Origin of the sequence: Gandjariella thermophila, assembly GCF_005405885.1 — a bacterium.
Taxonomy (GTDB): Bacteria; Actinomycetota; Actinomycetes; order Mycobacteriales; family Pseudonocardiaceae; genus Gandjariella; species Gandjariella thermophila.
Genome location: NZ_BJFL01000007.1, coordinates 74104 through 96673 on the forward strand (window position 1 = coordinate 74104; position 22570 = coordinate 96673).

Genomic DNA, 22570 nt, shown 5'->3' on the forward strand with positions numbered 1-22570 from the left:
CGCGGACCGTACGGAGTTCCCGGTCAGTCCGGCGTGAGGTCGTCGGCGTCCAGCGCCGGATCGTCAAGCAGGTCGGTGTCCTCGCCGGCGCGGCGGAGTTCGTCCCGCACCACCCGGAAGGCCAGCCCCGGCGGGTAACCCTTGCGGGCGAGCATCCCGGCGAGCCGGCGAACGCGGGCGGCCTCATCCGCGCCGCCGACCGTGCGCAGCCGCCTGCGGACGAGTTGCCGCGCCCGGTCTTCTTCGGCCTCGTCGTCCACGGTGGCGGCCGCCTCGGCGGCCACCGACTCCGCGACGCCCTTGCGGCGCAACTCGGCGACCAGGGCGCGCCGGCCCAGCCCCTGGTGAGTGTGCCGGGACCGGACCCACACCTCGGCGAAGGCGGCGTCGTCCACCAGGCCGACGTCGTCCAGCCGGCCGAGCACCTGCTCCGCGACGTCCTCGCCGAAGCCGCGCCGCATCAGCGCCTGGTGCAGCTCGGCCCGGGTCCGCGGACGCGCGGTCAGCAGCCGCAGGCACAGCTCCTTGGCCCGCTGGACCGGGTCGTCCGGCGGAACCGGCGCTGCCCCACCGGCGGGCTCGCCGGCCCCGGCCTCCTCGGCTGCGGGCCCGGGAGCCCGGCGGCGACCCGTTCCGCCCCTCGGTTGACGGCCTACCACGGCGGAGCCAGGCGGTCAGAAGTCGACCGGGGCTGGCGCGTTCTCGCCCTCGGCGTCCAGCTTCGCCCCGATACCGAGCTTCTCCTTGATCCGCTTCTCGATCTCGTTGGCGACGTCCGGGTTCTCCCGCAGGAACCGGCGGGCGTTCTCCTTACCCTGACCGAGTTGGTCGCCCTCGTAGGTGTACCAGGCGCCGGACTTGCGCACGATGCCCTGCTCGACACCCATGTCGATGAGCGAACCCTCGCGGCTGATGCCCTGCCCGTAGAGGATGTCGAACTCGGCCTGCTTGAACGGCGGCGCGACCTTGTTCTTGACGATCTTGACCCGGGTGCGGTTGCCGACCGCGTCCGCGCCCTCCTTGAGGGTCTCGATGCGGCGCACGTCCAGCCGGACCGAGGCGTAGAACTTCAGCGCCTTACCACCGGTGGTCGTCTCCGGCGAGCCGAAGAACACGCCGACCTTCTCGCGCAACTGGTTGATGAAGATCGCGGTGGTGCCGGCGTTGTTCAGCGCCGAGGTGATCTTGCGCAGCGCCTGGCTCATCAGCCGGGCCTGCAGGCCGACGTGGCTGTCGCCCATCTCGCCCTCGATCTCGGCGCGCGGCACCAGCGCCGCCACCGAGTCGACCACGATGATGTCCAGCGCGCCGGAGCGGATCAGCATGTCCATGATCTCCAGCGCCTGCTCGCCGGTGTCCGGCTGGGAGACGAGCAGCGCGTCCGTGTCCACCCCGAGCGCCTTGGCGTACTCAGGGTCCAGCGCATGCTCAGCGTCGATGAACGCGGCGATCCCGCCGGCCTTCTGCGCGTTGGCCACCGCGTGCAGGGCGACGGTGGTCTTACCGCTGCTCTCCGGGCCGTAGATCTCCACGATCCGGCCGCGCGGGTGACCGCCGATGCCCAGGGCGACGTCGAGGGCGATGGACCCGGTGGGGATCACCTCGACGGGCGGGCGACCCTCCTCGCCCAGCCGCATCACGGAGCCCTTGCCGAAGTTCTTCTCGATCTGGGACAACGCCAGTTCGAGCGCCTTGTCCCGGTCGGGTGCCTGTGCCATGGAGCCCACCTCGAGTTGGTTCAGCCTATGTCGCGTGTCGGAATCGACGCTACGACCGGGGACCGACAGTTAGGCCGCCGGGCGGCGACCTGTGGACGGACCGCCCCGCTGTGGACAACAGCGTAGCCGAACAGATGTTCGACCATGGGGATGACACGCCGGTCCGGGAAAATACGAGGTTTGCCTCGTGGGCCCTGGGCAGCGCCGGCACCGCGAGGGACACTTGAGGCGACACGCGGTGCGCGATGGAACACCAGGGGGATCGCCATGAAGATGGACCCCTATCTACCCCCGAACCATCCGCTGAGCAGGGTGTACCGGGTCGGCGCCGCCCTGTTCGGCTCCGGCCTGACCACATTCGGCGCACTCGGCTTCGCCAACCGGCTGGCGTTCTTCACCACGCACGGCACGGTGATCTGGGGCCTGTCCAGCAACGGCCTGCTGTCCACGGTGTCCGTGCTGGTCGGGCTGGTGCTGGTGGTCGCGTCCGTGCTGGGCGGTGCGATCTCGTCGACCACCAACGCGGCGGCCGGGGCGCTGTTCCTGCTGTCCGGGCTGGTCAACCTGGCCGTGCTGGACACTCCGCTGAACGTGTTCGCGTTCCACATCCAGAACGTGGTGTTCAGCCTGATCGCGGGCATGCTGCTGCTGTTCGTCGGGCTGTACGGCCGGGTCAGCGGCGGGCTGCCGGAGGACAACCCCTACGTGCGGTACCGGCACCACGAACCGCCCGACGCCGACCACACCGCCGAGCGGGAGGCCGAGCGGCGCCGGCTCGCCGAGATCGACGAACTGGTCTGGGCGGAACTCGCGGTCGCGGAGGGTCGGGCCACGCCGGAGCAGGAGCGGGCGGTGCGGGCCGACGCCGCGCGCCGGGCCGCCGAGGCCCGCCGACACGCCTACGAGCACTTCCAGTCCGAGTCAGGACCGCCGTCGGCGAACAACCCGTACTACTGATCCGGGGCGGGTCAGCGGCGCTCCCGGGGCACGTCGAAGGCGTCGCAGACCGCCGCCCACACCTCTTTCGGCGGGATACCCGCCTCCAGCGCCTGGTCCACGGTGCGACCGCCGAGCGCGGAGAAGACGTGGTCACGGGCCAGCATCTCGGCGCGCACCTCGCCGAACTCCTCGGCCATCATCCTGCGGAACACCGTGAAGCGCATCGGCCCCAGCGTACGGCGGGTACCCTCGCGGTGTGCGGCTGCTCCTCGACGGCGACCCCACCGGCCTGTCCTCCACGTACGGGCAGCTGGCGATCGCCGCGGTGCTGGTGGCCGCGCTGGTGGTGGCGCTCCGCGCGTTCTGGCACAACCGCAGGCGGTGACGGCGCCGCTCAGCCGGCCGGGCGCAGCGCGGCGGCCATGCACGCGACCAGCAGCGGCAGCGCGGCGAAACCGATGGCCAGGCCGAGCCCCGCGTACGACCATGCGGTCACGATCAGCCCGGCCAGCACCGCGCCCAGCGCCCCACCGACGTTCATGACCAGGTCGGAAAGCCCCTGGGCGGCCGCCCGTACCCGGAGCGGGACGGACTCGCTGAGCAGCGCCGAGCCGGACACCAGCGATGCCGACCAGCCCACGCCGAGAATGGTCAGCCCGGCGCCGAGTTGCGGGGCCTCGTGCGAGGCGGCCATGCCCGCGATACCCGCGGCGGCGACGACCAGGGCGGCGCCCACGGTGAGCACGGGCACCCGTCCCAACCGGTCCGCCATCCAGCCGAAGAACGGGCTGGCCGCGTACATCCCGGCGAGGTGCACGCTGATCACGATGCCGACCACGCCGACCGAGGCTCCGCCGTGGTTCATGTGCACCGGTGTCATCGACATCATGCCGACCATGGCCGTCTGGCTGGTCACCATGCCGACCAGGGCCAACCGGGCGGGCGCGGGCAGCACCCACCACACCGCCAGGCGCATCCGCCCGGTCGCCTGCTCCGGCCCCGGCACCGGGCCGGCCGGGCAGGCGTGGCCCTGCGCCCTGGGCATCGGCACCACCGGGCCCTCCGGTGCAGTTCGCCGGGCGACGACCAGCGGGTCCGGCCGCAGGCCGGCCAGCACCCCCGCGCCGGCCAGCGCGAACGCGGTGGCGGCGAGCAGGTACGCGCCGGCTGCGGCGGGCATGCCCAACGCGCCCGCGACGCTCCCCGCCGGCCCGGCCAGGTTGGGGCCGGCGACCGCGCCGAGCGTGGCGGCCCACACCACGGTGGACACCGCGCGCGCCCGGTGGGCCGGTCGCGCCAGGTCGGCGGCGCCGAACCGGGCCGCGAAGGTGGCCGCGGTGCCGCCGCCGAACGGCAGCAAGGACAGGAGCAGCAGCGGCCACGCGGATAACGCGGTGGCCGCCGCGGCGAGCGCCGCCCCGCCGGCGGCCACCGCGTAACTCAGCAGCAGCGCCGGCCGCCGGCCACGCCGCGCGGCGACTCGGGCGGTGGGGACGGCGAGCAGCGCCGCGCCGAGCACGGTGCTGGTCTGGGCGAGCCCCCCGGCGAGGTCCATGCCGGAGAGTTGCGCGGCGACCAGCGCGCTGACCGCCGCGCCGGTGGCCACGCCGACCGTGCCCAGCACCTGGGTCGCGGTGAGCACGCCGAGCGCCCGGCGCTGTGCCGGGCATGCCAGCCCGGTGGCGGCGCGCAGCGCGGTGTCGGTCACCCGCGGTTCGGCCGGGTCCGGCGCGAGCCGGTCGGTGTGTTGCTCGATGGAGGTGACGGAGGCGGCGGCCGGATCGGTCACCGGCGACCAGCCCCGCGCCCGCGTACTCCGCCGCCAGGCACCTTGACAATCCCCCGAATGCTCACCAGGCATCACCCCTCCGGCCGCGTCCCAACGATCATGGCAGGTTCGGATCTCCCCGAATACCGGCTGACCGTGGGACACGTCGGGCGCGCTCGGCGGCCGGTTCCCGACGCCGCGCGGCGCATGCCCGGCCCTTTACCGCAGGTGCGTGCGGTTTCCGGACAGACTGTCGGTGGCGTGAGCGAGGATGGGGCACGTGGACGACGACGTGCTGAGCGTGTTCTCGCCGGCGACCAGGTGGTGGTTCGCCGGAGCGTTCGCCGCGCCCACCGATGCGCAGGTGGGTGCCTGGCGCGCGGCCGCGGCCGGGGAGCATGCGCTGGTCGTGGCGCCAACCGGGTCCGGCAAGACGCTCGCCGCGTTCCTCTGGGCGCTGGACCGGCTGGCCACCGAGCCACCGCCGAGCGAGCCGCGCCGGCGCTGCCGGGTGCTGTACGTGTCGCCGCTCAAGGCGCTCGCGGTGGACGTGGAGCGCAACCTGCGTGCCCCGCTGGCCGGCATCCGGCAGGCCGCGCACCGCCTGGGCCAGACCGAGCCGCGGATCGACGTCGGCATGCGCACCGGGGACACGCCCGCCGAGCAGCGCCGCTCGTTCGCGCGTACCCCGCCGGACGTGCTGGTGACCACCCCGGAGTCGCTGTTCCTGCTGCTCACCTCGGCCGCGCGGGAGTCGCTACGCGGGGTGGAGTCGGTGATCGTGGACGAGGTGCACGCGGTCGCGGGCACCAAGCGCGGCGCGCACCTGGCGCTTTCCCTGGAGCGGCTGGACGCGCTGCTGGACCGCCCGGCACAGCGGATCGGGCTGTCCGCGACGGTGCGCCCGGTGGACGAGGTCAGCACCTTCCTGGCCGGCGGGCGGCCGGTGCGGGTCGTGCAGCCGGCCGCCGCCAAGACGGTCGAGGTGCGCATCGAGGTCCCGGTCGCGGACATGGCGAACGTGGACGAGCCGGAGGCGCCGCAGGGTGACGCCGGCCCGTTCGACGCGGGCGAGCTGCCCGGGCAACGTCGCGCGTCCATCTGGCCCGCGGTGGAGCGGCGGATCTTCGACCTGATCCGGGCGCACCGGTCGACCATCGTGTTCGCCAACTCCCGCCGGCTCGCCGAGCGGCTGACCGCCCGGCTCAACGAGCTCAACGCGGAGACGACGGCGGAGGAGGACGCGCTGCTCGTGGACCTGGACGGGCCGGCGCGGTTCCCGGCGGAGGCGATCGGCGAGTCCGGGGTGGCCAGGGGCGCGGCGCCGACCATCGCGAAGACGCACCACGGCTCGATGTCCCGGGAACAGCGCACCGCGGCCGAGGAGGAGCTGAAGGCCGGCGTGCTGCCCTGCGTGGTGGCCACCTCCTCGCTGGAGCTGGGCATCGACATGGGCGCGGTCGACCTGGTGGTGCAGGTGGAGGCGCCGCCCACGGTTGCCTCCGGCCTGCAACGGGTGGGCCGTGCCGGGCACCAGGTGGGCGCCGTGTCGCGGGGCGTGGTGTTCCCCAAGTTCCGCGGGGACCTGGTGTCCTGCGCGGTGGTGTCCGAGCGGATGGCCGCCGGCTCGATCGAGGCGATCCGCTACCCGCGCAACCCGCTGGACGTGCTGGCCCAGCACGTGGTGGCGATGGTGGCGATCGAACCGTGGGCAGTGCCTGACCTGGCGGCGCTGGTGCGCCGGGCCGCCCCGTTCGCCGGGCTGCCGGACTCGGCACTGCACGCGGTGCTGGACATGCTGGCCGGGCGGTATCCCAGCGAGGAGTTCGGCGAGCTGCGCGCCCGGATCACCTGGGACCGGGTGACCGGTGAGCTGCGCGGCCGGCCCGGGGCGCAGCGGCTGGCGGTCACCTCCGGCGGCACGATCCCGGACCGCGGGTTGTTCACCGTGGTCACGCCCGGCGGCGAGGACGGGAAACGGGGTTCCCGGGTGGGCGAGCTGGACGAGGAGATGGTCTACGAGTCCCGGGTCGGCGACGTGTTTCTGCTCGGCACGTCGTCCTGGCGGGTGGAGGACATCACCCGGGACCGGGTGGTCGTGGTGCCCGCGCCCGGCCAGCCGGCGCGGCTGCCGTTCTGGAAGGGCGACGCGCCGGGCCGGCCGCTGGAGCTGGGCCGCGCGGTCGGCGCGTTCCTCCGCGAGCTGTCCGCCGCGGACGAGGCGACCGCGCGGGAACGGACGATCGCGGCCGGAATGGACGAGTGGGCCACCGACAACCTGCTCGGCTATCTGGCCGAGCAGAGGGCGGCCACCCGGCACGTGCCCAGTGACCGCACCATCCTGATCGAGCGGTTCCGCGACGAGTTGGGCGACTGGCGGCTGGTGGTGCACTCGCCGTTCGGCGCCCAGGTGAACGCGCCGTGGGCGCTGGCCATCGTCGCCCGGCTGCGCGAGCGGCGGGATCTGGACGTGCATGCCGCGCACTCCGACGACGGCATCGTGCTGCGGCTGCCGGACGCGGTCGACGCCGCCGGCGCGGATGTGCTGCCCTCCGCCGAGGACGTGCTGCTGGACCCGGAGGAGGTCGAGCAGGTGGTGGTCGCCGAGGTGGGCGGGTCCGCGCTGTTCGCGGCCCGGTTCCGGGAGTGCGCCGCCCGCGCCCTGCTGCTGCCGCGCCGCGACCCCCGGCGGCGCACCCCGCTGTGGCAGCAGCGGCAGCGCGCCGCGCAACTGCTCGCGGTGGCCGCGCAGTACGAGCAGTTCCCGATCGTGCTGGAGGCGATGCGGGAGTGCCTGCAGGACGTGTACGACCTGCCCGGCCTGCGCGAGCTAATGAGCGAGGTGCGCTCCCGCCGGGTGCGGGTGGTGGAGGTGGAGACGCCGTCCGCGTCGCCGTTCGCCCGCAGCCTGCTGTTCGGCTACGTGGGCATGTTCCTGTACGAGACGGACGCGCCGCTGGCCGAGCGGCGGGCGGCGGCGCTGTCCCTGGATTCGGCGCTGCTGGCGGAACTGCTCGGCGCCGACGCGATCCGGGAACTGCTGGATGCCGACGTGCTGGCCGAGGTCGAGGCGCAGTTGCAGCGGCTGGCCCCGGAGCGGCAGGCGCGGGACGCGGAGGGCACCGCCGATCTGCTGCGCTTCCTCGGCGACCTGACCACGGGTGAGGCGGCGGACCGCGGCGTGCGGCCGGAGTGGCTGACCGAGTTGGAGGCCACGCGTCGGGCGATCCGGGTGCGTATCGCCGGCGAGGAGCGGTGGATCGCGATCGAGGATGCCGGCCGGGTGCGGGACGCGCTGGGCGTGGCGCTGCCGGTCGGCGTGCCCGAGGCGTTCACCGAACCGGTCGCCGACCCGCTGGCCGACCTGCTGACCCGGTACGCCCGCGGCCGTGGCCCGTTCACCGCGGCCGACGCGGCGGAACGGTTCGGGCTCGGCGTGGCGGTGGTGACCGGCGTGCTGGAACGGCTGGCCGGCTCGGGCCGGCTGGTGCGGGGCGAGCTGCGGCCGACCGCCGACCCGCCGCCGGGCACCCGGCACCAGCACCGGGCCGGCACCGAGTACTGCGACGCCGAGGTGCTGCGCCGGCTGCGGCGCGCCTCGCTGGCCCGGCTGCGCGCCGAGGTGGAGCCGGTAGAGCCGGCCGCGCTGGGCCGGTTCCTGCCGGCATGGCACGGGGTCACACAGGCCACCGCGGCTCCGGCCCGACCCCAGCGATCGTTCTCCCGAGTGTCCACTGTGGACGACGTGCTGGCGGTGGTCGAGCAGCTTGCCGGGGCGCCGCTGCCGGCCAGCGCGCTGGAGTCACTGGTGCTGCCCGCCCGGCTGCCCGGCTACTCCCCCGCGCTGCTGGACGAACTCACCGCGACCGGTGAGGTGAGCTGGACGGGTTGCGGGGCGCTGGCCGGAGGTGACGGCTGGGTCGCGCTCGCCCCCACCGATATCGCCGACCTGCTGCTGCCCGAGCCGGATCCGCCGGAGGAGCGGCCGGACTCGCCGGTGCACCGGGCCGTACTGTCCGCTTTGGATGGTGGCGCGCTGTTCTTCCGCCAACTCGCCGACCGGGCGGGTGCTGAGTTGGTCGGTGCCGGGGAGCAGGCGCCGGAGGATGCCGCCGTGGTGGCCGCGCTGTGGGACCTGGTCTGGTCGGGCCTGGTCACCAACGACACGCTGGCCCCGCTGCGGGCGATGGTGTCCGGGCGGGGCGCGGCGCACAAGCCTCGCCGGGCGGCCCCGCGCGGCCGGTACGCCCGGCTGCGCAGCCGGCACAGGCTACCCGGCGCGGGAACGGTCCCGGGGCGGCCGACGATGCCCAGCCGCACCGGCCCGCCGACGGTGGCCGGGCGGTGGTCGCTGGCACCGGCCCGGGAAACCGATCCGACGCGGCGGGCGCACGCGCACGCCGAGGCGTTCCTGGAGCGGCACGGTGTGCTCACCCGGGGCGCGCTGGACACCGAGCGGGTCAGCGGCGGGTTCAGTGCTGTGTACCGGGTGCTGCGCGCCATGGAGGAGTCCGGCCAGGTGGTGCGCGGCTACGTGGTCGAGGGCCTGGGCGCGGCGCAGTTCGCCGCGCGCGGCGCCGTGGACCGGCTGCGCGCACTGTCCCGGGACGGCCCGGACGGCCGGCCCAGGGACCCGGCCACGGTGGTGCTGGCCGCGGCCGACCCGGCCCAGCCGTACGGCGCGGCGTTGCCCTGGCCGGAGCCGGTGGGCGGTACCAGGCACCGGCCGGCCCGCAAGGCGGGCGCGCTCGCAGTGCTGGTCGACGGGGTACCGGCGCTGTACGTCGAGCGCGGCGGCCGGTCGCTGCTCTCCTTCACCGAGGACGAGACCGTGCTGCGCAGCGCGGCCGACGCGTTGGCGGGCGCGGTACGGGACGGCTGGCTGGGCCAACTCGCGGTCGAGCGCGCGGATGGCGAGGGCGCGTTGGCGTCCGGGCTGGGCCAGATTCTCCGCGAGGTCGGCTTCCGGGCCACACCCAAGGGCCTGCGGCTGCGCGCCTGACCGGGCGGGGGTCCGAGCGAACTGGTCGTGCGCCCGGGTACGCGGTTGGCGGCCCGAGCAGGTGGTCGCCCGCCCGACCGAGCGCTGCCCGCCCGGGCAACCAGCCACGCGCCCGGCAACGGGCTCGCGCAGGCAACCGGCCGCGGGGCGACAGGCTGCCCGCGGGCAACGGGCTGCGCGCGCGTCCGGCTGCACGCGGCCCCGGCAGTCGCGGCCCGCCTGGTGCGCACGGCGCCGTGGGTGCGGGGCCCCGCCCTGGCAGGCTGCTCCGGGGACTGGACCCGCCTGGCTACTGGGCCTCGGGTTCGGGCACCTCACCGCGCACGGCGAGGAAGTCGAAGTCGCAGCCCTCGTCGGCCTGCAGCACGTGCTCGCTGAACAGCGCGCCGTACCCGAGGCCGTACCGGTCCCGCGGTGGCTGCCAGCCGGCGCGCCGCTTGGCCAGTTCGTCGTCGCTGACGCCGAGTTCGAGCTGGCGGGCGGCCACGTCGAGAGTGATCGGATCGCCGTCGCGCACCAGGGCCAGTGGGCCGCCGATGAACGACTCCGGGGCGACGTGGAGCACGCAGGCGCCGTAACTGGTGCCGCTCATCCGGGCGTCGGAGATGCGCACCATGTCCCGCACGCCGCGGCGGAGCAACCGGTCGGGGATGGGCAGCATGCCCCACTCGGGCATGCCGGGCCCGCCCACCGGCCCCGCGTTGCGCAGCACAAGCACCGAGCGTTCGTCGACGTCCACCGCCTCGTCGTTGATCCTGCGCCGCATCTCCTGGTAGCTGTCGAAGACCACGGCGGGGCCGGTGTGGCGTAGCAACGCCGGGTCGGCGGCGATGTGCTTGATCACCGCGCCGTCCGGGGCGAGGTTGCCGCGCAGCACGGCGATCCCGCCCTCTGCCGAGACGGGATGAAAAGGATTACACCGCCAAGCCGACGCCTGATCGAGGCACGCCTCGCCCGCCGCGGCCACCACAGCGCGCGTCGCATCGTGGTGCCACGCCGCGGCCGGGACCCGGACCACCAGGTGGCCAGCTCGAGATCACCGGGTGGCCAGCCGGAGCAACGCCCACAGTTGCGCCACGGCGTCCGGATCTCCGCTGCTGCGCACCTGGTGCACCGGCCGGCGCCCCCACAGCCACAGGTACACGTCCGCGGGAGCGCCGGTGACCTCGGCGTCGGCCACCGACGTCGCGGCCGCCGACCGCCACGCCGCGGTGCCGACCGGCCCGACCCTGGTCATCCAGACGCGGTCACCGGTGCGCACCGCCACCTGCCCCCGGCGGCTGCCGGACACTCCGAGCACGGTGAGCCGGTGACCGAACCACAGTGTCAGCACCTCGTCCACCCCGTCCTCGGCCACGTCCTCGGGAACGGGATGCACGGCGCCCTCTCCCGCGGCCGCCTGGACGTCCACCCGGTGCACCGTGGTCTCGTGTGCCATCCGGCGGTACCAGAACCCGTAGCTGGTGTCCTCCGGCCACCACGTCGGGCACGGCTCACCTGGATCGTGTGCGGCCAACTCGTCGATCAGCGCCCGGAGTCCGGAGCGGAGGAAGTCGGCCGGATCCTCGTCGCGGTTCGGCGCCCGCTGCCACTGGCGTGGCCGGCGCCCGTCGCGCAACCAGCCCAGCACCATGCGGTACACGCTGGCCACGTGGCGGACGGTCTCCCCGGTGGTCAGCCCCGGGCAGCCGGGCACCGGAAGGTCGGGCTGGACGTCGCGGGCCGAGTCGGCGAGAAGTTCACCCTGCACGCCGAGCACGTCGAGCAGCCGGCCGTAGTCGATCAGCGCGCGCATCCGCGGGCCACCTTTTCTTCCGCGACCCCGCCCGCGACCGGGTCGCCGGGGCGCGCCCAGGGCACTCGCGTCGAAGCCTTCAGCCCACCGCCCTGCCGCCCCGACCGCGGGAGCCGCGGCCCGGGCGCGCGGGGGTCGCCGCTGCGCGTACCGCGCCTCGACCAACTCATCAGCGATGCACCTCGCCCTCCGCGATCTCGTGGCCGGCGCGGGCGGAGATCGTCGCTCCGCGTCCCGCGCCGGCACCCACGGGTCAGCCGGCCGCTGGCACGCCACGAACCAGCCGCTCGACGAGATCCAGGAACTGGCCGGTCTGGCGGACCAGGTCGTCGGCGGCACGGGTGGTCACCGCAGCCGGGATGCCGGCCTGGACCGCCGCGCGGGTCGCCGAACCCGAGGCGAAGAACACCGCCCACTCGCGCAGTTCGGGCGCCATCGTGGCGAGCAGCGTCCACGCGCTGGTCGGCCGGGAACGCCCGCGGTGTGGCCGGCCGCGCAACGCGAGGATCGCGGCGGCCCCGCGTAGCGCGGCGAGGTGCGCCTGGGCGAACCGCTGACCGGCGTCCGGCTCGCGTTCCGCCTGGGCCAGCCCGTGACGGGCGTCGTGCAGCAGGGAGACGGCGGTGGCCGGCGGTGCGGGCGCGGCAAGCATCAGCGGGCGCCGGCCCGGCCGGCCGGGCCGGCGCGGAGCGGGAACCGAAAAGTCGAGGGGAAGGGACATGGGGAGCCTCCTCACGGCGTCGTGGCAGTCGACGTCTCCGCCGTGGGGAAGCCGGCGGCACCCGGTGGTGGGGTGCTTCCCCCACCCCACCACCGGGCCTGGGTACCGGCGGCCGACAGGCCAGCCGGTGTTCGAACACCTGTTCGAACATGTCCAGATTAGCGCCCACCACCGACAACTCTCAAGACGTCATCGGGGGTGAGCGCACCGAACATCGAGCTGCCGTGGTCTGATGGGTGGTGAGCGCGCGGCACCGAGGTCGCCCGGACCGATGGACGCCGCCGCCGACGTCGACGAGCGCAGCGGGGAGTTCGCGTGGGTTCGCTGGATCACCCGAGTGTCCAGAAGGTCCGTTCGGCACTCATCGAGGCCGGCGCGATCGCGGCCGCGGACGGCATCCGACTGCTCGACGAGGACGCACGCACCGCTGCCGCGGCCGCGACGGCCCTGGGGGTGGAGGTGGCCGCGATCGCCAACAGCTTGGTGTTCCGCGCGGTGAGCGCGGACGGCGCGGAGTGGCCGTTGCTGGTGCTGGCCTCGGGAGCGCACCGCGCCGACACCCACGTGCTCGCCGCCCTGGTTGGCGCGGAACGGGTGGACCGGGCCGATCCGGATTTCGTCCGCGTACATACCGGACAGCCGATCGGCGGAGTGGCTCCGGTGGGTCACCCGAGCAGGATCCGGACGCTGGTGGACACCACCCTGGCCGGTCATCCGGTGGTGTGGGCCGCCGCCGGGCACCCGAAGGCCGTCTTCCCGACCACGTTCGCCGAACTCGTCGAGCTCAGCGGCGGCGAGCCCGCGGAGGTGACCTCATGACCGCCGGCGTGCGCCGTCCCGCGGACGCGGCGGTCAGCCCGGCCGGCGTGCGCCGTCCCGCGGAGGCGGCGACATGACCGCCGCACCGCGCTACCAGCGGTTGGTGGAGCTGTCGCCGGACGATCTGCGGCAGCGCCTCAACGAGGCACTGCGGTTGTACGTGATGGCGATGCGCTATCCCGCGTCCACGGTGCAGCAGCGGGCGCCGATGTGGCTGTCGCACATGCTGCGGGAGGACTGGCGCTGCGTCGCGGCCCTGGACCCGGAGGACACGCTGGTCGGCATCGGCTACGGCTACCGGGGGGCGCCCGGGCAGTGGTGGCACGAGCAGGTACGCCGCGGGTTGGTCTCGGTGGCCGGCGCCGCCGTGGCGGACCGGTGGCTGCAGGACTACTTCGAGCTCACCGAGCTGCACGTGCGGCCGGACGCGCAGGGCCGGGGCATCGGGGAAACGCTGCTGCGCCGGCTGCTCGCCGGTGTGCCGGCGCGGCGGGTGCTGCTGTCCACACCGGAGGGCCCGACCAGGGCATGGCGGCTCTACCGCAGGGTGGGTTTCCAGGACGTGCTGCGGAACTACCGGTTCGCCGGGGACCCGCGACCGTTCGCCGTGCTCGGCCGGAGCCTGCCGCTGGACGGCGAGCCCCGCTGAGTCCTGCCGGGCTGGTTCCGAGCGACGCTCACAGGTCGGCGAGCCGATCCCGCAGCGTGTCCAGGCCCATCGCGCCCATCCGCAGCGCCTGCCCGTGGAAGGTCTTCAGGTCGAACGCGTCGCCGCCACGGCGGGCGGCGTCCTCCCTGGCGGCCAGCCACAGCCGCTCGCCGATCTTGTACGACGGCGCCTGCCCCGGCCAGCCGAGGTAGCGGTCGATCTCGTCGCGCACGTGCGCCGGGTCGGTGATGGTCCGGGTGAGCATGAACTCCAGGCCCAGCTCCGGCGTCCACCGCTCGCCCTCGTGGAACCCGGTGCCCGCCGGGATCGGCAGCTCCAGGTGCATGCCGATGTCCACCACCACCCGCGCGGCCCGGAAGAGGTGCGCGTCCAGCATGCCGAGCAGGTCGCCGTCGTCGTCGAGGTAGCCCAGCTCGCGCATCAGCCGCTCCGCGTAGAGCGCCCAGCCCTCGCCGTGCCCGGACACCCAGCACATCAGCCGCTGGAACTGGTTCAGCTCGGCCGACTGGTACACCGCGGTGGCCACCTGCAGGTGGTGGCCGGGCACGCCCTCGTGGTAGACGGTGGTCACCTCGCGCCAGGTGGAGAACTCCTCCTTGTCCGCGGGCACCGACCACCACATCCGGCCGGGCCGGGTGAAGTCCTCGGTCGGCCCGGTGTAGTAGGCGCCCACCCCGCCGCCGGGCGGGGCGATCCGGCACTCCAGCTTCATCAGCTGGTCCGGGATGTCGAAGTGCACGCCGCGCAGGTCGACCAGGGCCTTGTCGGAGAGCTGCTGCATCCACGCCTGGAAGGCATCCTGGCCGTGCACCTGGTAGCGCGGGTCGGCGTCCAACGCGGCGGCGGCCTCGGCCAGCGTGGCTCCGGACCGGATCCGGCCCGCCACCTGCTTCATCTCCGCTTCGATCCGGGCGAACTCCGCCCAGCCCCACTCGTAGGCTTCCGGCAGGTCCAGCCGGGCTCCGGTGAAGTAGCGGGACCACAGCCGGTACACGTCCGCGCCGACGGCGTCCTTCTTCGGCGCCCTCGGCGCCAGGTCGGTGCGCAGGTAGCGGGCCAGGTCGGCGTACGCCTCGGTGGCCGACTCCGCCGCGGCCTCCAGGTCGGCGCGCAGCGCCCGGTCCACGCCGTGCACCCCATCCGCCGCCTCGATCAGCGTGGCGAAGAACGGTCGCCCGCCGCGCTGCCCGGCCCAGGTCTCGCACTGCTCGGCCACCCGGTTGACCTGACGCACCGCGGCCACCCGGCCGGCGTCGGCGGCGGAGCCGAGGGATTCCCGCAGCCCGCGCAGCGCGGCGGGCACCTTGGCCAGCCGCTTGGCGATCACCGCCCATTCCTCCGCGGTGCCGGTTGGCATCAGGTCGAAGACCTGGCGCACGTCCTGCACCGGGCTGGCGATCACGTTCAGCGCGGACTCGTCCAGCCCGGCCTCGTGGATCTCCAGTTCCAGACCGATCCGCTCCAGGAACACCGCCTTGGCGTTGCGCTCGGAGTCGTCCGCCGGCTCCGCGGCCTCCACCTCGCGCAGCGCCCGCTCGGCGAGCTCGGCCCGTGCGGCGTGCCCGTCCGGCGAGAAGTCGGTCAGCTCCTCGTCGTGGCCCAGGATGCCGAGGTAGGTGGCCGCGTTGGGGTTGAGTGCGGCGTGCTCGGCGACGTACCGGTCACTGATCTGGTGTACGCCCGTCCGGGTGGATGCCATGAGCGGCACGCTACCGGGTCCGGCGAACGGGCTTGCGAGGGAATCCGGGTGCCAGGGCCCTACCGGACGGCCAGGCCGCCCCGCCGGTCGAGGTCGACCCGACCGGGGCGGTCACCTACCGGACCGGCTTCGCCCACCGAACGGGTGTGCCGGCCCGGGCGGTCCACCGAACCGGCTGGCAGGATGATCGCGTGCGTGCCCTCCCGTGGCGACCCGTGCGGCCGGCGAAGCTGCTGGGACCGCTGTTCCTTCTGCTCACCGCGCTGTCGCTGACCGGATGCGTGCGGGTACACGCCGGGCTGGGGCTGACCACCGACGACCGGGTCGCCGGGCGCATCGTGATCGCCGGGTACGGCGCGCCGGACGGCGACCCGAACACCCAGATCGCGGTGCCGCAGGATCTGTCCGACCGGGTCAGCGTCGCCCCGTACAAGGCGGACGGGTACAACGGCACGCAGCTGTCCTTCGACGGGTTGACCTTCGACGAGCTGCGCGAACTGGCCGAGGCGGACGGCCACCACAACCGCTTCCAGTTCAACTTCCACCGCTCCGGCGGGCTGGTGGCGCTGTCCGGTTCGGTCGACCTCACCGAGATCCAGCCGAGCCACGCGGACGTGATCATCAAGGTCAACTTTCCCGGCCAGATCCTGAACACCGACGGGCACAACGAGAACGGCACGATCACCTGGAAGCCCAGGCCGGGACAGGTCAGCCTGCTGTCGGCCACCGCGGAGTACTCGGGTGTGCCGTCCGTGGGGCTGGTCGGCTGGATGGTGCTGGTCGGCGGGTTCGCGGTGACGGTCGCCGTGGTGGTCGGGCTGCTCGCGCTCGCGGCGCACCGCCGCAACGCGCGCGCGCTGGGCGTCGGCTGACCTGTGGCCCCGCCCCGCTGTCCCGCCCCGGTCAGCTCGCGGTCAGCTCACCCGCACGGTCCGGCACCAGCCCGAGCCGGCCGACCACCTCCTTGGTCGCGGTCGACCGGTTCAGCGTGTAGAAGTGCAGCGCCGGCACGCCCTCGGCGAGCAGCCGCTGGCACAGCTCGGTGACCAGGTCGATCCCGACGGCCCGGAACGCGGCCGGGTCGTCGGCGAACGGCTCCAGCCGCGCCGCCAGCGCCGGGGACGCCGGCGCTCCGGACAGCTCGACCGCCTTGCGCAGGGTGCGCACCGTGGTCAGCGGCATCACCCCGGGCAGGATCGGCGCCTGGCAACCCCGGGCAGCCACCCGGTCGCGCAGCCGCAGGAAGTCCTCGGCCTCGAAGAACAGCTGCGCGACGGCGAAGTCCGCGCCCGCCCGTAGCTTGCCCACCAGGTGGTCGGTGTCGGTGTCCAGGTCCACCGAGCGGGGGTGCCCGTACGGGAACGCGGCCACTCCGACGCAGAAGTCGCCGAGTTCCCGCACCAGCCGGACCAGTTCCGCCGCGTACGTGACGCCGTCGGGATGCGGAATCCACTCCCCCATCGGGTCACCGGGCGGGTCGCCGCGGATCGCCAGGATGTTGCGCACCCCGACCGCCGCATACCAGCCGATCACGTGCCGCAGTTCGGCCACCGAGTGGTTGACCGCGGTGAGGTGGGCCATCGGCACCAGGGTGGTCTCCTGGGCCACCCGGGCGGTGGTGCGGATCGTGCGGTCCCGGCTCGACCCGCCGGCGCCGTAAGTGATCGACACGAACGCCGGGTCCAGCGGCTCCAGGTCACGGATCGCCCGCCACAGGCGCACCTCGTCCTCGGCGTCCCGGGGCGGGAAGAACTCCACGGAGAACACCGAGCGGGTCCCGCTGATGCGCTCCACCACCGACATCATGGGTTCAAGCCTACGAAAGCGTCCTCGAACTGGGAGTGAGTTCCCGAACCGTGGGAGCCGTTCCGCCCGTGTGTGCCATGTCGGCCGCCGGTGGTGCGGCCGGGGCGGGGCCGTAGGGTCACGGGTAGTAGGGATCAGGACGTCGAGCCGTGGGGCGGTGTCAACGTGGAGCATCCGGGCGCCGGCACGTTCGGCGGGCAGGCCGGCCGTAACGGTGCGACCGCCGGTTCGGTCGCGCAGGATTGGCCGGTGCCGGCACCCGACGAGGATCACCCGGTCGACGCGGACCTGCCGGCCCGCGTGGAGCGGGAACTGGTCGACTACCTGGACACGAGGCGCGCCGAGGCGCAGGCCGCGGACCCGGCCTTCGCCGACGCGGTGGACGCGCTGCGCGGGTTCGTGCTCGGCGGTGGCAAGCGCATCCGGCCGACCTTCGCCTGGTGGGGCTGGCGGGCCGGGGGCGGCGACCCCGGCGGCGCGGAGGCGCCCGCGGTGCTTCGCGCGATCAGCGCGCTGGAACTGCTGCAGGCGGGCGCGCTGATCCACGACGACCTGATCGACGCCTCGGCGGTACGGCGTGGCGCCCCCACCATCCACGTGGCGTTCGCGGGCAGGCACCGCCAGCACGGCTGGCTGGGCCAGCCGGAGCGGTTCGGGCTAGGTGTCGCCGTGCTGCTCGGCGACATCGCGCTGACCTGGGCCGACGACATGCTGGCCGACTCGGGGCTGCCCGCCGCGCCGCTGCGCCGCTGCCGGGCGCCGTGGCAGCGGATGCGCACCGAGATGCTCGCCGGGCAGTACCTGGACATCTTCACCCAGGTGACCGGGAACGAGTCGGCGGATGCGGCGCTGCGCGTCGACCGGCTCAAGACCGCCGCGTACACCGTGGAGCGGCCGCTGCACCTCGGTGCCGCGATCGCCGGCGCGGACCCGGCCGCCGTCGAGGCGTTGCGCTCCTTCGGCGCCGACATCGGTGTCGCCTTCCAGCTCCGCGACGACCTGCTCGGCGTGTTCGGCGACCCGGAGGTGACCGGCAAGCCGGCCGGCGACGACCTCAGGGAGGGCAAGCGGACCCTGCTCGTCGCGGTGGCGCTGGAGCGGGCGCGGGAGCGGGGCGAGCACGCCGCCGCGGAGACGCTGCGGTCCGCGCTCGGCCGGCCCGACCTCGACGAGGGCACCGTGCGGACGGTGCAGGGGCTGCTCACCGACCTCGGCGCGGTGCGCGCGGTGGAGGACCGCATCGCCGCGCTGACCGAGGGCGCGCTCGGGACCCTTCGGGCCGCGCCTATCACGCGAACGGCCGTAGCCGCCCTCACCCAGTTGGCCGTTACCGCTACTGAGCGCACGTCCTGAGCCCCACGCGGGCCGGCCCACGCGGCCGCCGAGACACCGCGCGACCAGGGCGATCGACCAGGCCGGCGCCGGGCCGCCGGCGCGACCGAACCATGATCGTCACGCCCGCGGGCGACGGCCCCGCAAATCCCGAACTACGCGGGATTACGAGCCGGTCACGCCGGGGTGTTGTCGCGTGCTCCTGACGTTCGGGGTTGTGCAACGATGTCCACCGCAATGCCCGCCACACCATCCATTCCGCGTTTCAGCACCGAGCGCGCATCGGTGCCGGCCGTCACTACCCGGACGGTGCAGACCACACCCAGCCTGGCGTCGCCAGCGGCGCCGGCCACCGCGCCGCGGCGCCTCGCCGCCCTCCGCGCCGGCGTCCCGCTGCGCACCCTGCTGCTTGGGCTCGGGGGCATGGCGCTACTCACCGTGGGTGGGGTCGGTGCCGGCGGCACGCTGGTGCACGACCCGCTGCTGGCCGACAGCCCACTCACCTGGGTGCGCTTCGGTCACGGCAAGGACCTGGCCACCGCCGTGCTCTACGGCGGCCTCACCCTGGTGGTGTGGGGGTGGGTCCGGCTGGGCCGCGACGTGCGCGCCGGAACGGTCGGCACGCGCGGCATGCTGCTCGCGATCGGCGTGTGGACGCTGCCGCTGCTGCTGGCGCCGCCGCTGTTCAGCCGGGACATCTACAGCTATCTCGCGCAGGGCAACCTGGCGTTGCACGGCCTGGACCCGTACCGGGTCGGGCCCTCCGCGCTGCCGGGGCCGCTCAGCGAGAACGTCAGCCCCATCTGGCAGACCACCCCGGCGCCCTACGGGCCGCTCTTCGTGCTGATCGCCAAGGGTGTGGTCGCGGTGACCGGGGACAACCTCATCACCGGCGTGGTGCTGCTGCGGCTGGCCATGGCGATCGGCCTGGGGCTGCTGTGCTGGTCACTTCCCGGGCTGGCCAGGCATCTCGGCGGCAGCGCGCCGAGCGCGCTGTGGCTGGCCGCGGCCAACCCGCTGCTGCTGGTGCACCTGGTCGGCGGCGCGCACAACGACCTGCTGATGGTCGGCCTGCTCGCCGCGGGCGTGCTGCTGGTGCTGGACCGCCGGCACCTCGTGGGCATCGTGCTGGTCACCGTCGCGGTGGCGATCAAGGCGACGGCCGGGGTCGCGCTGCCGTTCCTGGTGTGGGTGTGGGCAGCCCGGCTGCCCGGCTCGGCGCCGGCCCGGTTCGCCAGGGCGACCGCCGCCGGTCTGGCCGTCGTGGTGGGCGTATTCGCGCTGTGCACCCTGGTCTCCGGTCTGAACCTGGGCTGGCTGCCCGCGCTGAAGACGTCCTCGGCGATCGTGAACTGGCTGTCCCTGCCGACGGCGGTGGGCCAGTTGCTGCACACCCTGGTCAACCTGCTGGTGCACGTCAGCGACCGGTGGTTCCTCAGGATCACCAGGACGCTCGGCTCGCTGCTGCTCGCCGTGGTGCTGGTCCGGCAGTGGTGGGCGGCACGCCAGGGCGGTCCGGAGGCGGTGCGCCGCGCGGCGATCGCGCTGCTCGCCGTGGGCCTGCTCTCGCCGGCCACGCTGCCCTGGTACTTCAGCTGGCCGCTGGTGATCGGCGCGGCGCTGCCCTGGACCGGGTCGGCTCTGGTGCTCGGCACGCTCGGCTCGGTGTGGATGCTGCTGGTGACCTTCCCCACCGGGGACACCGCGCTGTACTCGTGGGGTTACCTGGCGGTGACCCTGGCGGCCTCCGTGCTCGCCGCCGCCTCGCTGATCAGCCCGGACCCGTTGCGGCTTTCGCGGCGCACGCCGGCCGAGCGGGACCGGCCGCGGGTCATCGAACTGGCCCCGTAGCACACATGGCTCCCCGGGCCCGTCACGCCGCGTCCGGGCCCGTCCGGGAACGCAGACGCTTCAGAACGCGAGCGCCTGCGCGCGCCGCTTCACCTCGCGACCACGGTTGCCGCGCAACGCCTCGATCGGCGTGCCCGGCAACGAGTCGTCCGCGGTGAACAGCCAGCGGATCATCTCGTCGACGTTGAACCCGGAGTCCCTGAGCACCGTGATGGTGCCCGCCAGGCCCTTGACCACGCCCTCCCCGTTGAGGAAGAGGGCCGGAACCACGAGCACGCCGTCGCGGCGCACCGCGAGCAACTGCCCGTCCCGCAACATCTGATGCACCCGGGTGAGCGGCAGACCGAGCGCCCGCGCCACATCGGGCAGGCTCAGCACGTCCAGCTCCCGGTCGAGCACATCCTCGGCAGCAGGAATTGCACTCACGCCCGCCACGATGCCACATCGGCGGCCGAGACGCCCTGACCCAGACGGGTCATGCCGCCCGTACGATCCACGGTCGTGGACACCCAGAGTGGAGGACTGATCGGGCGACGGCTCGAACAGCGCTACCGCGTGGACGAGCTGCTCGCCCGCGGTGGAATGTCCACGGTCTACCGCGGCATGGACACCCGGCTGGACCGGCCGGTGGCGATCAAGGTGATGGATCCGCGGTTCTCCGCGGACCGCGCCTTCGTGGACCGCTTCGTCCGCGAGGCCAGGGCCGCCGCGCGGCTGCAGCACCCCGCCGTGGTGGACGTCTACGACCAGGGCGTGGACAGCTCCTCCGGCGAGGACCACATGTTCCTGGTGATGGAGTTGCTCGACGGCGGCACCCTGCGCGACCTGCTGACCGAGTGCGGCGGCGCGCTGCCCGTGCCGATCGCACTGAGTGTGCTGGAACGGGTGCTCTCCGCGCTCGCCGCGGCGCACCGCGCCGGGCTGGTGCACCGCGACATCAAACCGGAGAACGTGCTGGTCGGCCGGGGCGGCGAGGTCAAGGTCGCCGACTTCGGCCTGGTCCGGGCGGTGGCCAGCGCCGGGACCACGAGCAACAGCATGATCCTCGGCACGGTCGCCTACCTGGCCCCGGAGCAGGTGGCCACCGGCGCCTCGGACGCCCGCAGCGACGTCTACGCGGCCGGGATCGTCCTCTACGAGATGCTGACCGGGGCGCCCCCGTTCACCGCGGACACCCCCATCTCCGTGGCCTACCAGCACGTCAACTCCGACGTGCCGGCACCGAGTTCGGTCAACCCGTGGCTGCCCGCCGAACTGGACGAACTGGTCCGCCGGGCCACCGCGCGGGACCCCTCGGCGCGGCTGGCCGACGCGGAGGCGTTCCTCGCCGAACTGGGCCGGGTGCGCGAGGCCCTGGGTGTCGAAGCGGTGCCGGTGCCCGCGCCGGGGCGGGAACCGGCCACCGTGCGGCTCGCCCCGCTCGGCGACGCACCGGAGGGTGGGCCGCGGGGCACCCGCGCGCTGGCCCGGTCGGAGTTGGTGGGCCTGGACACGCGGGAACCGGCACCGCGGCCGGTGGACGGCTACCCAGGCGAGCGCAGGCGCGGCCGGCGCACCGTCCGGCTGTGGACGGTGGTGGTGCTGGCGCTCGCCGGTGTGCTGGCCACCACGGCGTGGTGGCTGGGCAGCACGCGCTGGACGACGGTGCCCCCGGTGGCCGGCATGGACCAGACCGCGGCGGAGCGCGCGCTGCAGAACGCGCAGCTCACCCCGCACCTCACCCGGCAGGCGGACAACCACGTACCGGCCGGCAGGGTGATCGCCACCAGGCCGGACCAGGGCACCCGGGCGCGGCGCGGCACCGAGGTGCAGGTGCTGGTGTCCAGCGGCCGGCCGGTGGTGCCCGCGGTGGCCCCGGGGGTCACCGCGGAGGAGGCGGAGCAGGCGATCCGCGCGGCCGGGCTGCAACCGCGGCGGGACGACACCGCGAACGCCTACGACGACACCGTGCCGCGGGGCCGGGTGGTTCGACTGAACCCGCCCTCGGGCACCAGCCTGGACGTGGGCGCCACCGTCACCGTGGTGCTCAGCAGGGGCCGCGCGCCCCGGCCGGTGCCCGACGTCACCGGCATGCCGCACGACCAGGCGTTCCAGGTGCTGCGCAACGCTGGGTTGCAGCCCTACGACAAGGGCGCGACGTTCTCCGCCCAGTTCGACGCCGGCCAGGTGGTCAGCACGGACCCGCCGGCCGGTACCACCCTCACCGGCGACGACAGCCCGCGGGTGGGCGTGGTGGTGTCCAACGCGGTGACCGTGCCCAACCTCAGCGGCCAGCCGGTCGCCCAAGCCCAGCAGATCCTGGCGCAACTCGGGCTGACCGCGCGGGTGCAGCAGTTCGTCTCCCGGCCGGACAGCCGGGTGTTCGCCCAGTTGCCGACCGCCGGCAGCCGGGTGCAGCCGGGCAGCACGGTGCTGCTCGCCGCGTTCCCGTAGCGCCAGGGCCGGCCCGG

The 22570-nt window shown here is 74.3% G+C and carries 19 protein-coding genes and 1 pseudogene; 9 read left to right on the forward strand and 11 right to left on the reverse strand.

What is annotated here, in order from left to right; genetic code table 11:
* Positions 1 to 23 precede the first annotated feature (23 nt).
* Together recX and recA are read right to left on the reverse strand one after the other, a co-directional pair.
* Positions 24 to 659: a recombination regulator RecX gene (gene recX, locus FFT21_RS09765; RefSeq protein ID WP_137813474.1), complete on the reverse strand. Its 636-nt coding sequence runs from the start codon at positions 657 to 659 to the stop codon at positions 24 to 26.
* A gap of 15 nt (positions 660 to 674) precedes the next feature.
* Entirely contained in the window at positions 675 to 1718 is a 1044-nt protein-coding gene (recA, locus tag FFT21_RS09770) for a recombinase RecA (protein WP_137813475.1), read from the reverse strand.
* A 267-nt stretch (positions 1719 to 1985) separates the two neighbouring features.
* Between recA and FFT21_RS09775 the strand changes: the two genes are divergently transcribed.
* Positions 1986 to 2675 (forward strand): DUF4383 domain-containing protein, encoded by a 690-nt coding sequence (locus FFT21_RS09775; RefSeq protein ID WP_137813476.1) that lies wholly within the window; start codon positions 1986 to 1988, stop codon positions 2673 to 2675.
* Positions 2676 to 2686: 11 nt separating this feature from the next.
* Here FFT21_RS09775 and FFT21_RS09780 read toward each other — a convergent pair whose 3' ends face one another.
* Positions 2687 to 2881 (reverse strand): DUF3046 domain-containing protein, encoded by a 195-nt coding sequence (locus tag FFT21_RS09780; RefSeq protein ID WP_137813477.1) that lies wholly within the window; start codon positions 2879 to 2881, stop codon positions 2687 to 2689.
* A 32-nt stretch (positions 2882 to 2913) separates the two neighbouring features.
* On the opposite strand from FFT21_RS09780, the gene FFT21_RS30270 reads away from it, so the two are divergent.
* Positions 2914 to 3042, forward strand: a complete 129-nt coding sequence (locus tag FFT21_RS30270; protein WP_264081633.1) for a hypothetical protein — start codon at positions 2914 to 2916, stop codon at positions 3040 to 3042.
* Between the two features lie 9 nt (positions 3043 to 3051).
* On the opposite strand, the gene FFT21_RS09785 is transcribed toward FFT21_RS30270, so the two are convergent.
* Positions 3052 to 4446 (reverse strand): MFS transporter, encoded by a 1395-nt coding sequence (locus tag FFT21_RS09785; protein ID WP_225978257.1) that lies wholly within the window; start codon positions 4444 to 4446, stop codon positions 3052 to 3054.
* Between the two features lie 250 nt (positions 4447 to 4696).
* Here FFT21_RS09785 and FFT21_RS09790 point away from each other — a divergent pair, with 250 nt between their 5' ends.
* Entirely contained in the window at positions 4697 to 9427 is a 4731-nt protein-coding gene (locus tag FFT21_RS09790) for an ATP-dependent helicase (protein ID WP_137813479.1), read from the forward strand.
* Between the two features lie 289 nt (positions 9428 to 9716).
* Here the strand turns inward: FFT21_RS09790 and FFT21_RS09795 are convergent.
* From FFT21_RS09795 to FFT21_RS09805, 3 genes and pseudogenes are all read right to left on the reverse strand, one after another.
* Positions 9717 to 10334: pseudogene (locus FFT21_RS09795) on the reverse strand (IlvD/Edd family dehydratase); the annotation flags it as partial.
* A 129-nt stretch (positions 10335 to 10463) separates the two neighbouring features.
* Positions 10464 to 11222, reverse strand: a complete 759-nt coding sequence (locus tag FFT21_RS09800; protein ID WP_137813481.1) for a maleylpyruvate isomerase family mycothiol-dependent enzyme — start codon at positions 11220 to 11222, stop codon at positions 10464 to 10466.
* A 253-nt stretch (positions 11223 to 11475) separates the two neighbouring features.
* A complete protein-coding gene (locus FFT21_RS09805; RefSeq protein ID WP_192909453.1) occupies positions 11476 to 11943 on the reverse strand; it encodes an SAV_6107 family HEPN domain-containing protein in 468 nt (155 codons plus the stop codon).
* Positions 11944 to 12258: 315 nt separating this feature from the next.
* Between FFT21_RS09805 and FFT21_RS09810 the strand changes: the two genes are divergently transcribed.
* Positions 12259 to 12762 (forward strand): YbaK/EbsC family protein, encoded by a 504-nt coding sequence (locus FFT21_RS09810; protein ID WP_137813482.1) that lies wholly within the window; start codon positions 12259 to 12261, stop codon positions 12760 to 12762.
* A gap of 73 nt (positions 12763 to 12835) precedes the next feature.
* Positions 12836 to 13411 carry a GNAT family N-acetyltransferase gene (locus tag FFT21_RS09815; protein WP_137813483.1) on the forward strand — a complete coding sequence of 192 codons (576 nt, stop codon included), beginning with the start codon at positions 12836 to 12838 and terminating at the stop codon, positions 13409 to 13411.
* A 28-nt stretch (positions 13412 to 13439) separates the two neighbouring features.
* Here FFT21_RS09815 and FFT21_RS09820 read toward each other — a convergent pair whose 3' ends face one another.
* Complete coding sequence (locus FFT21_RS09820) at positions 13440 to 15131, reverse strand: DUF885 domain-containing protein (RefSeq protein ID WP_137813484.1); 1692 nt, start codon at positions 15129 to 15131, stop codon at positions 13440 to 13442.
* A gap of 191 nt (positions 15132 to 15322) precedes the next feature.
* Between FFT21_RS09820 and FFT21_RS09825 the strand changes: the two genes are divergently transcribed.
* Positions 15323 to 16003: a DUF3153 domain-containing protein gene (locus tag FFT21_RS09825; RefSeq protein WP_192909454.1), complete on the forward strand. Its 681-nt coding sequence runs from the start codon at positions 15323 to 15325 to the stop codon at positions 16001 to 16003.
* A 31-nt stretch (positions 16004 to 16034) separates the two neighbouring features.
* Here the strand turns inward: FFT21_RS09825 and metF are convergent, their stop codons facing one another.
* Complete coding sequence (gene metF / locus FFT21_RS09830; protein ID WP_137813486.1) at positions 16035 to 16937, reverse strand: methylenetetrahydrofolate reductase [NAD(P)H]; 903 nt, start codon at positions 16935 to 16937, stop codon at positions 16035 to 16037.
* Between the two features lie 249 nt (positions 16938 to 17186).
* Between metF and FFT21_RS09835 the strand changes: the two genes are divergently transcribed.
* Positions 17187 to 18290 carry a polyprenyl synthetase family protein gene (locus tag FFT21_RS09835; RefSeq protein ID WP_137813487.1) on the forward strand — a complete coding sequence of 368 codons (1104 nt, stop codon included), beginning with the start codon at positions 17187 to 17189 and terminating at the stop codon, positions 18288 to 18290.
* A gap of 155 nt (positions 18291 to 18445) precedes the next feature.
* Here FFT21_RS09835 and FFT21_RS30275 read toward each other — a convergent pair whose 3' ends face one another.
* Complete coding sequence (locus tag FFT21_RS30275; RefSeq protein WP_264081634.1) at positions 18446 to 18568, reverse strand: hypothetical protein; 123 nt, start codon at positions 18566 to 18568, stop codon at positions 18446 to 18448.
* A gap of 10 nt (positions 18569 to 18578) precedes the next feature.
* Here FFT21_RS30275 and mptB point away from each other — a divergent pair, with 10 nt between their 5' ends.
* Positions 18579 to 20120: a polyprenol phosphomannose-dependent alpha 1,6 mannosyltransferase MptB gene (mptB, locus tag FFT21_RS09840; protein WP_225978259.1), complete on the forward strand. Its 1542-nt coding sequence runs from the start codon at positions 18579 to 18581 to the stop codon at positions 20118 to 20120.
* Positions 20121 to 20180: 60 nt separating this feature from the next.
* Here the strand turns inward: mptB and FFT21_RS09845 are convergent, their stop codons facing one another.
* Positions 20181 to 20546: an Rv2175c family DNA-binding protein gene (locus FFT21_RS09845; protein ID WP_192909456.1), complete on the reverse strand. Its 366-nt coding sequence runs from the start codon at positions 20544 to 20546 to the stop codon at positions 20181 to 20183.
* A gap of 75 nt (positions 20547 to 20621) precedes the next feature.
* Between FFT21_RS09845 and FFT21_RS09850 the strand changes: the two genes are divergently transcribed.
* Positions 20622 to 22553 (forward strand): Stk1 family PASTA domain-containing Ser/Thr kinase, encoded by a 1932-nt coding sequence (locus FFT21_RS09850; protein ID WP_225978260.1) that lies wholly within the window; start codon positions 20622 to 20624, stop codon positions 22551 to 22553.
* The last annotated feature ends 17 nt before the right edge of the window (positions 22554 to 22570 follow it).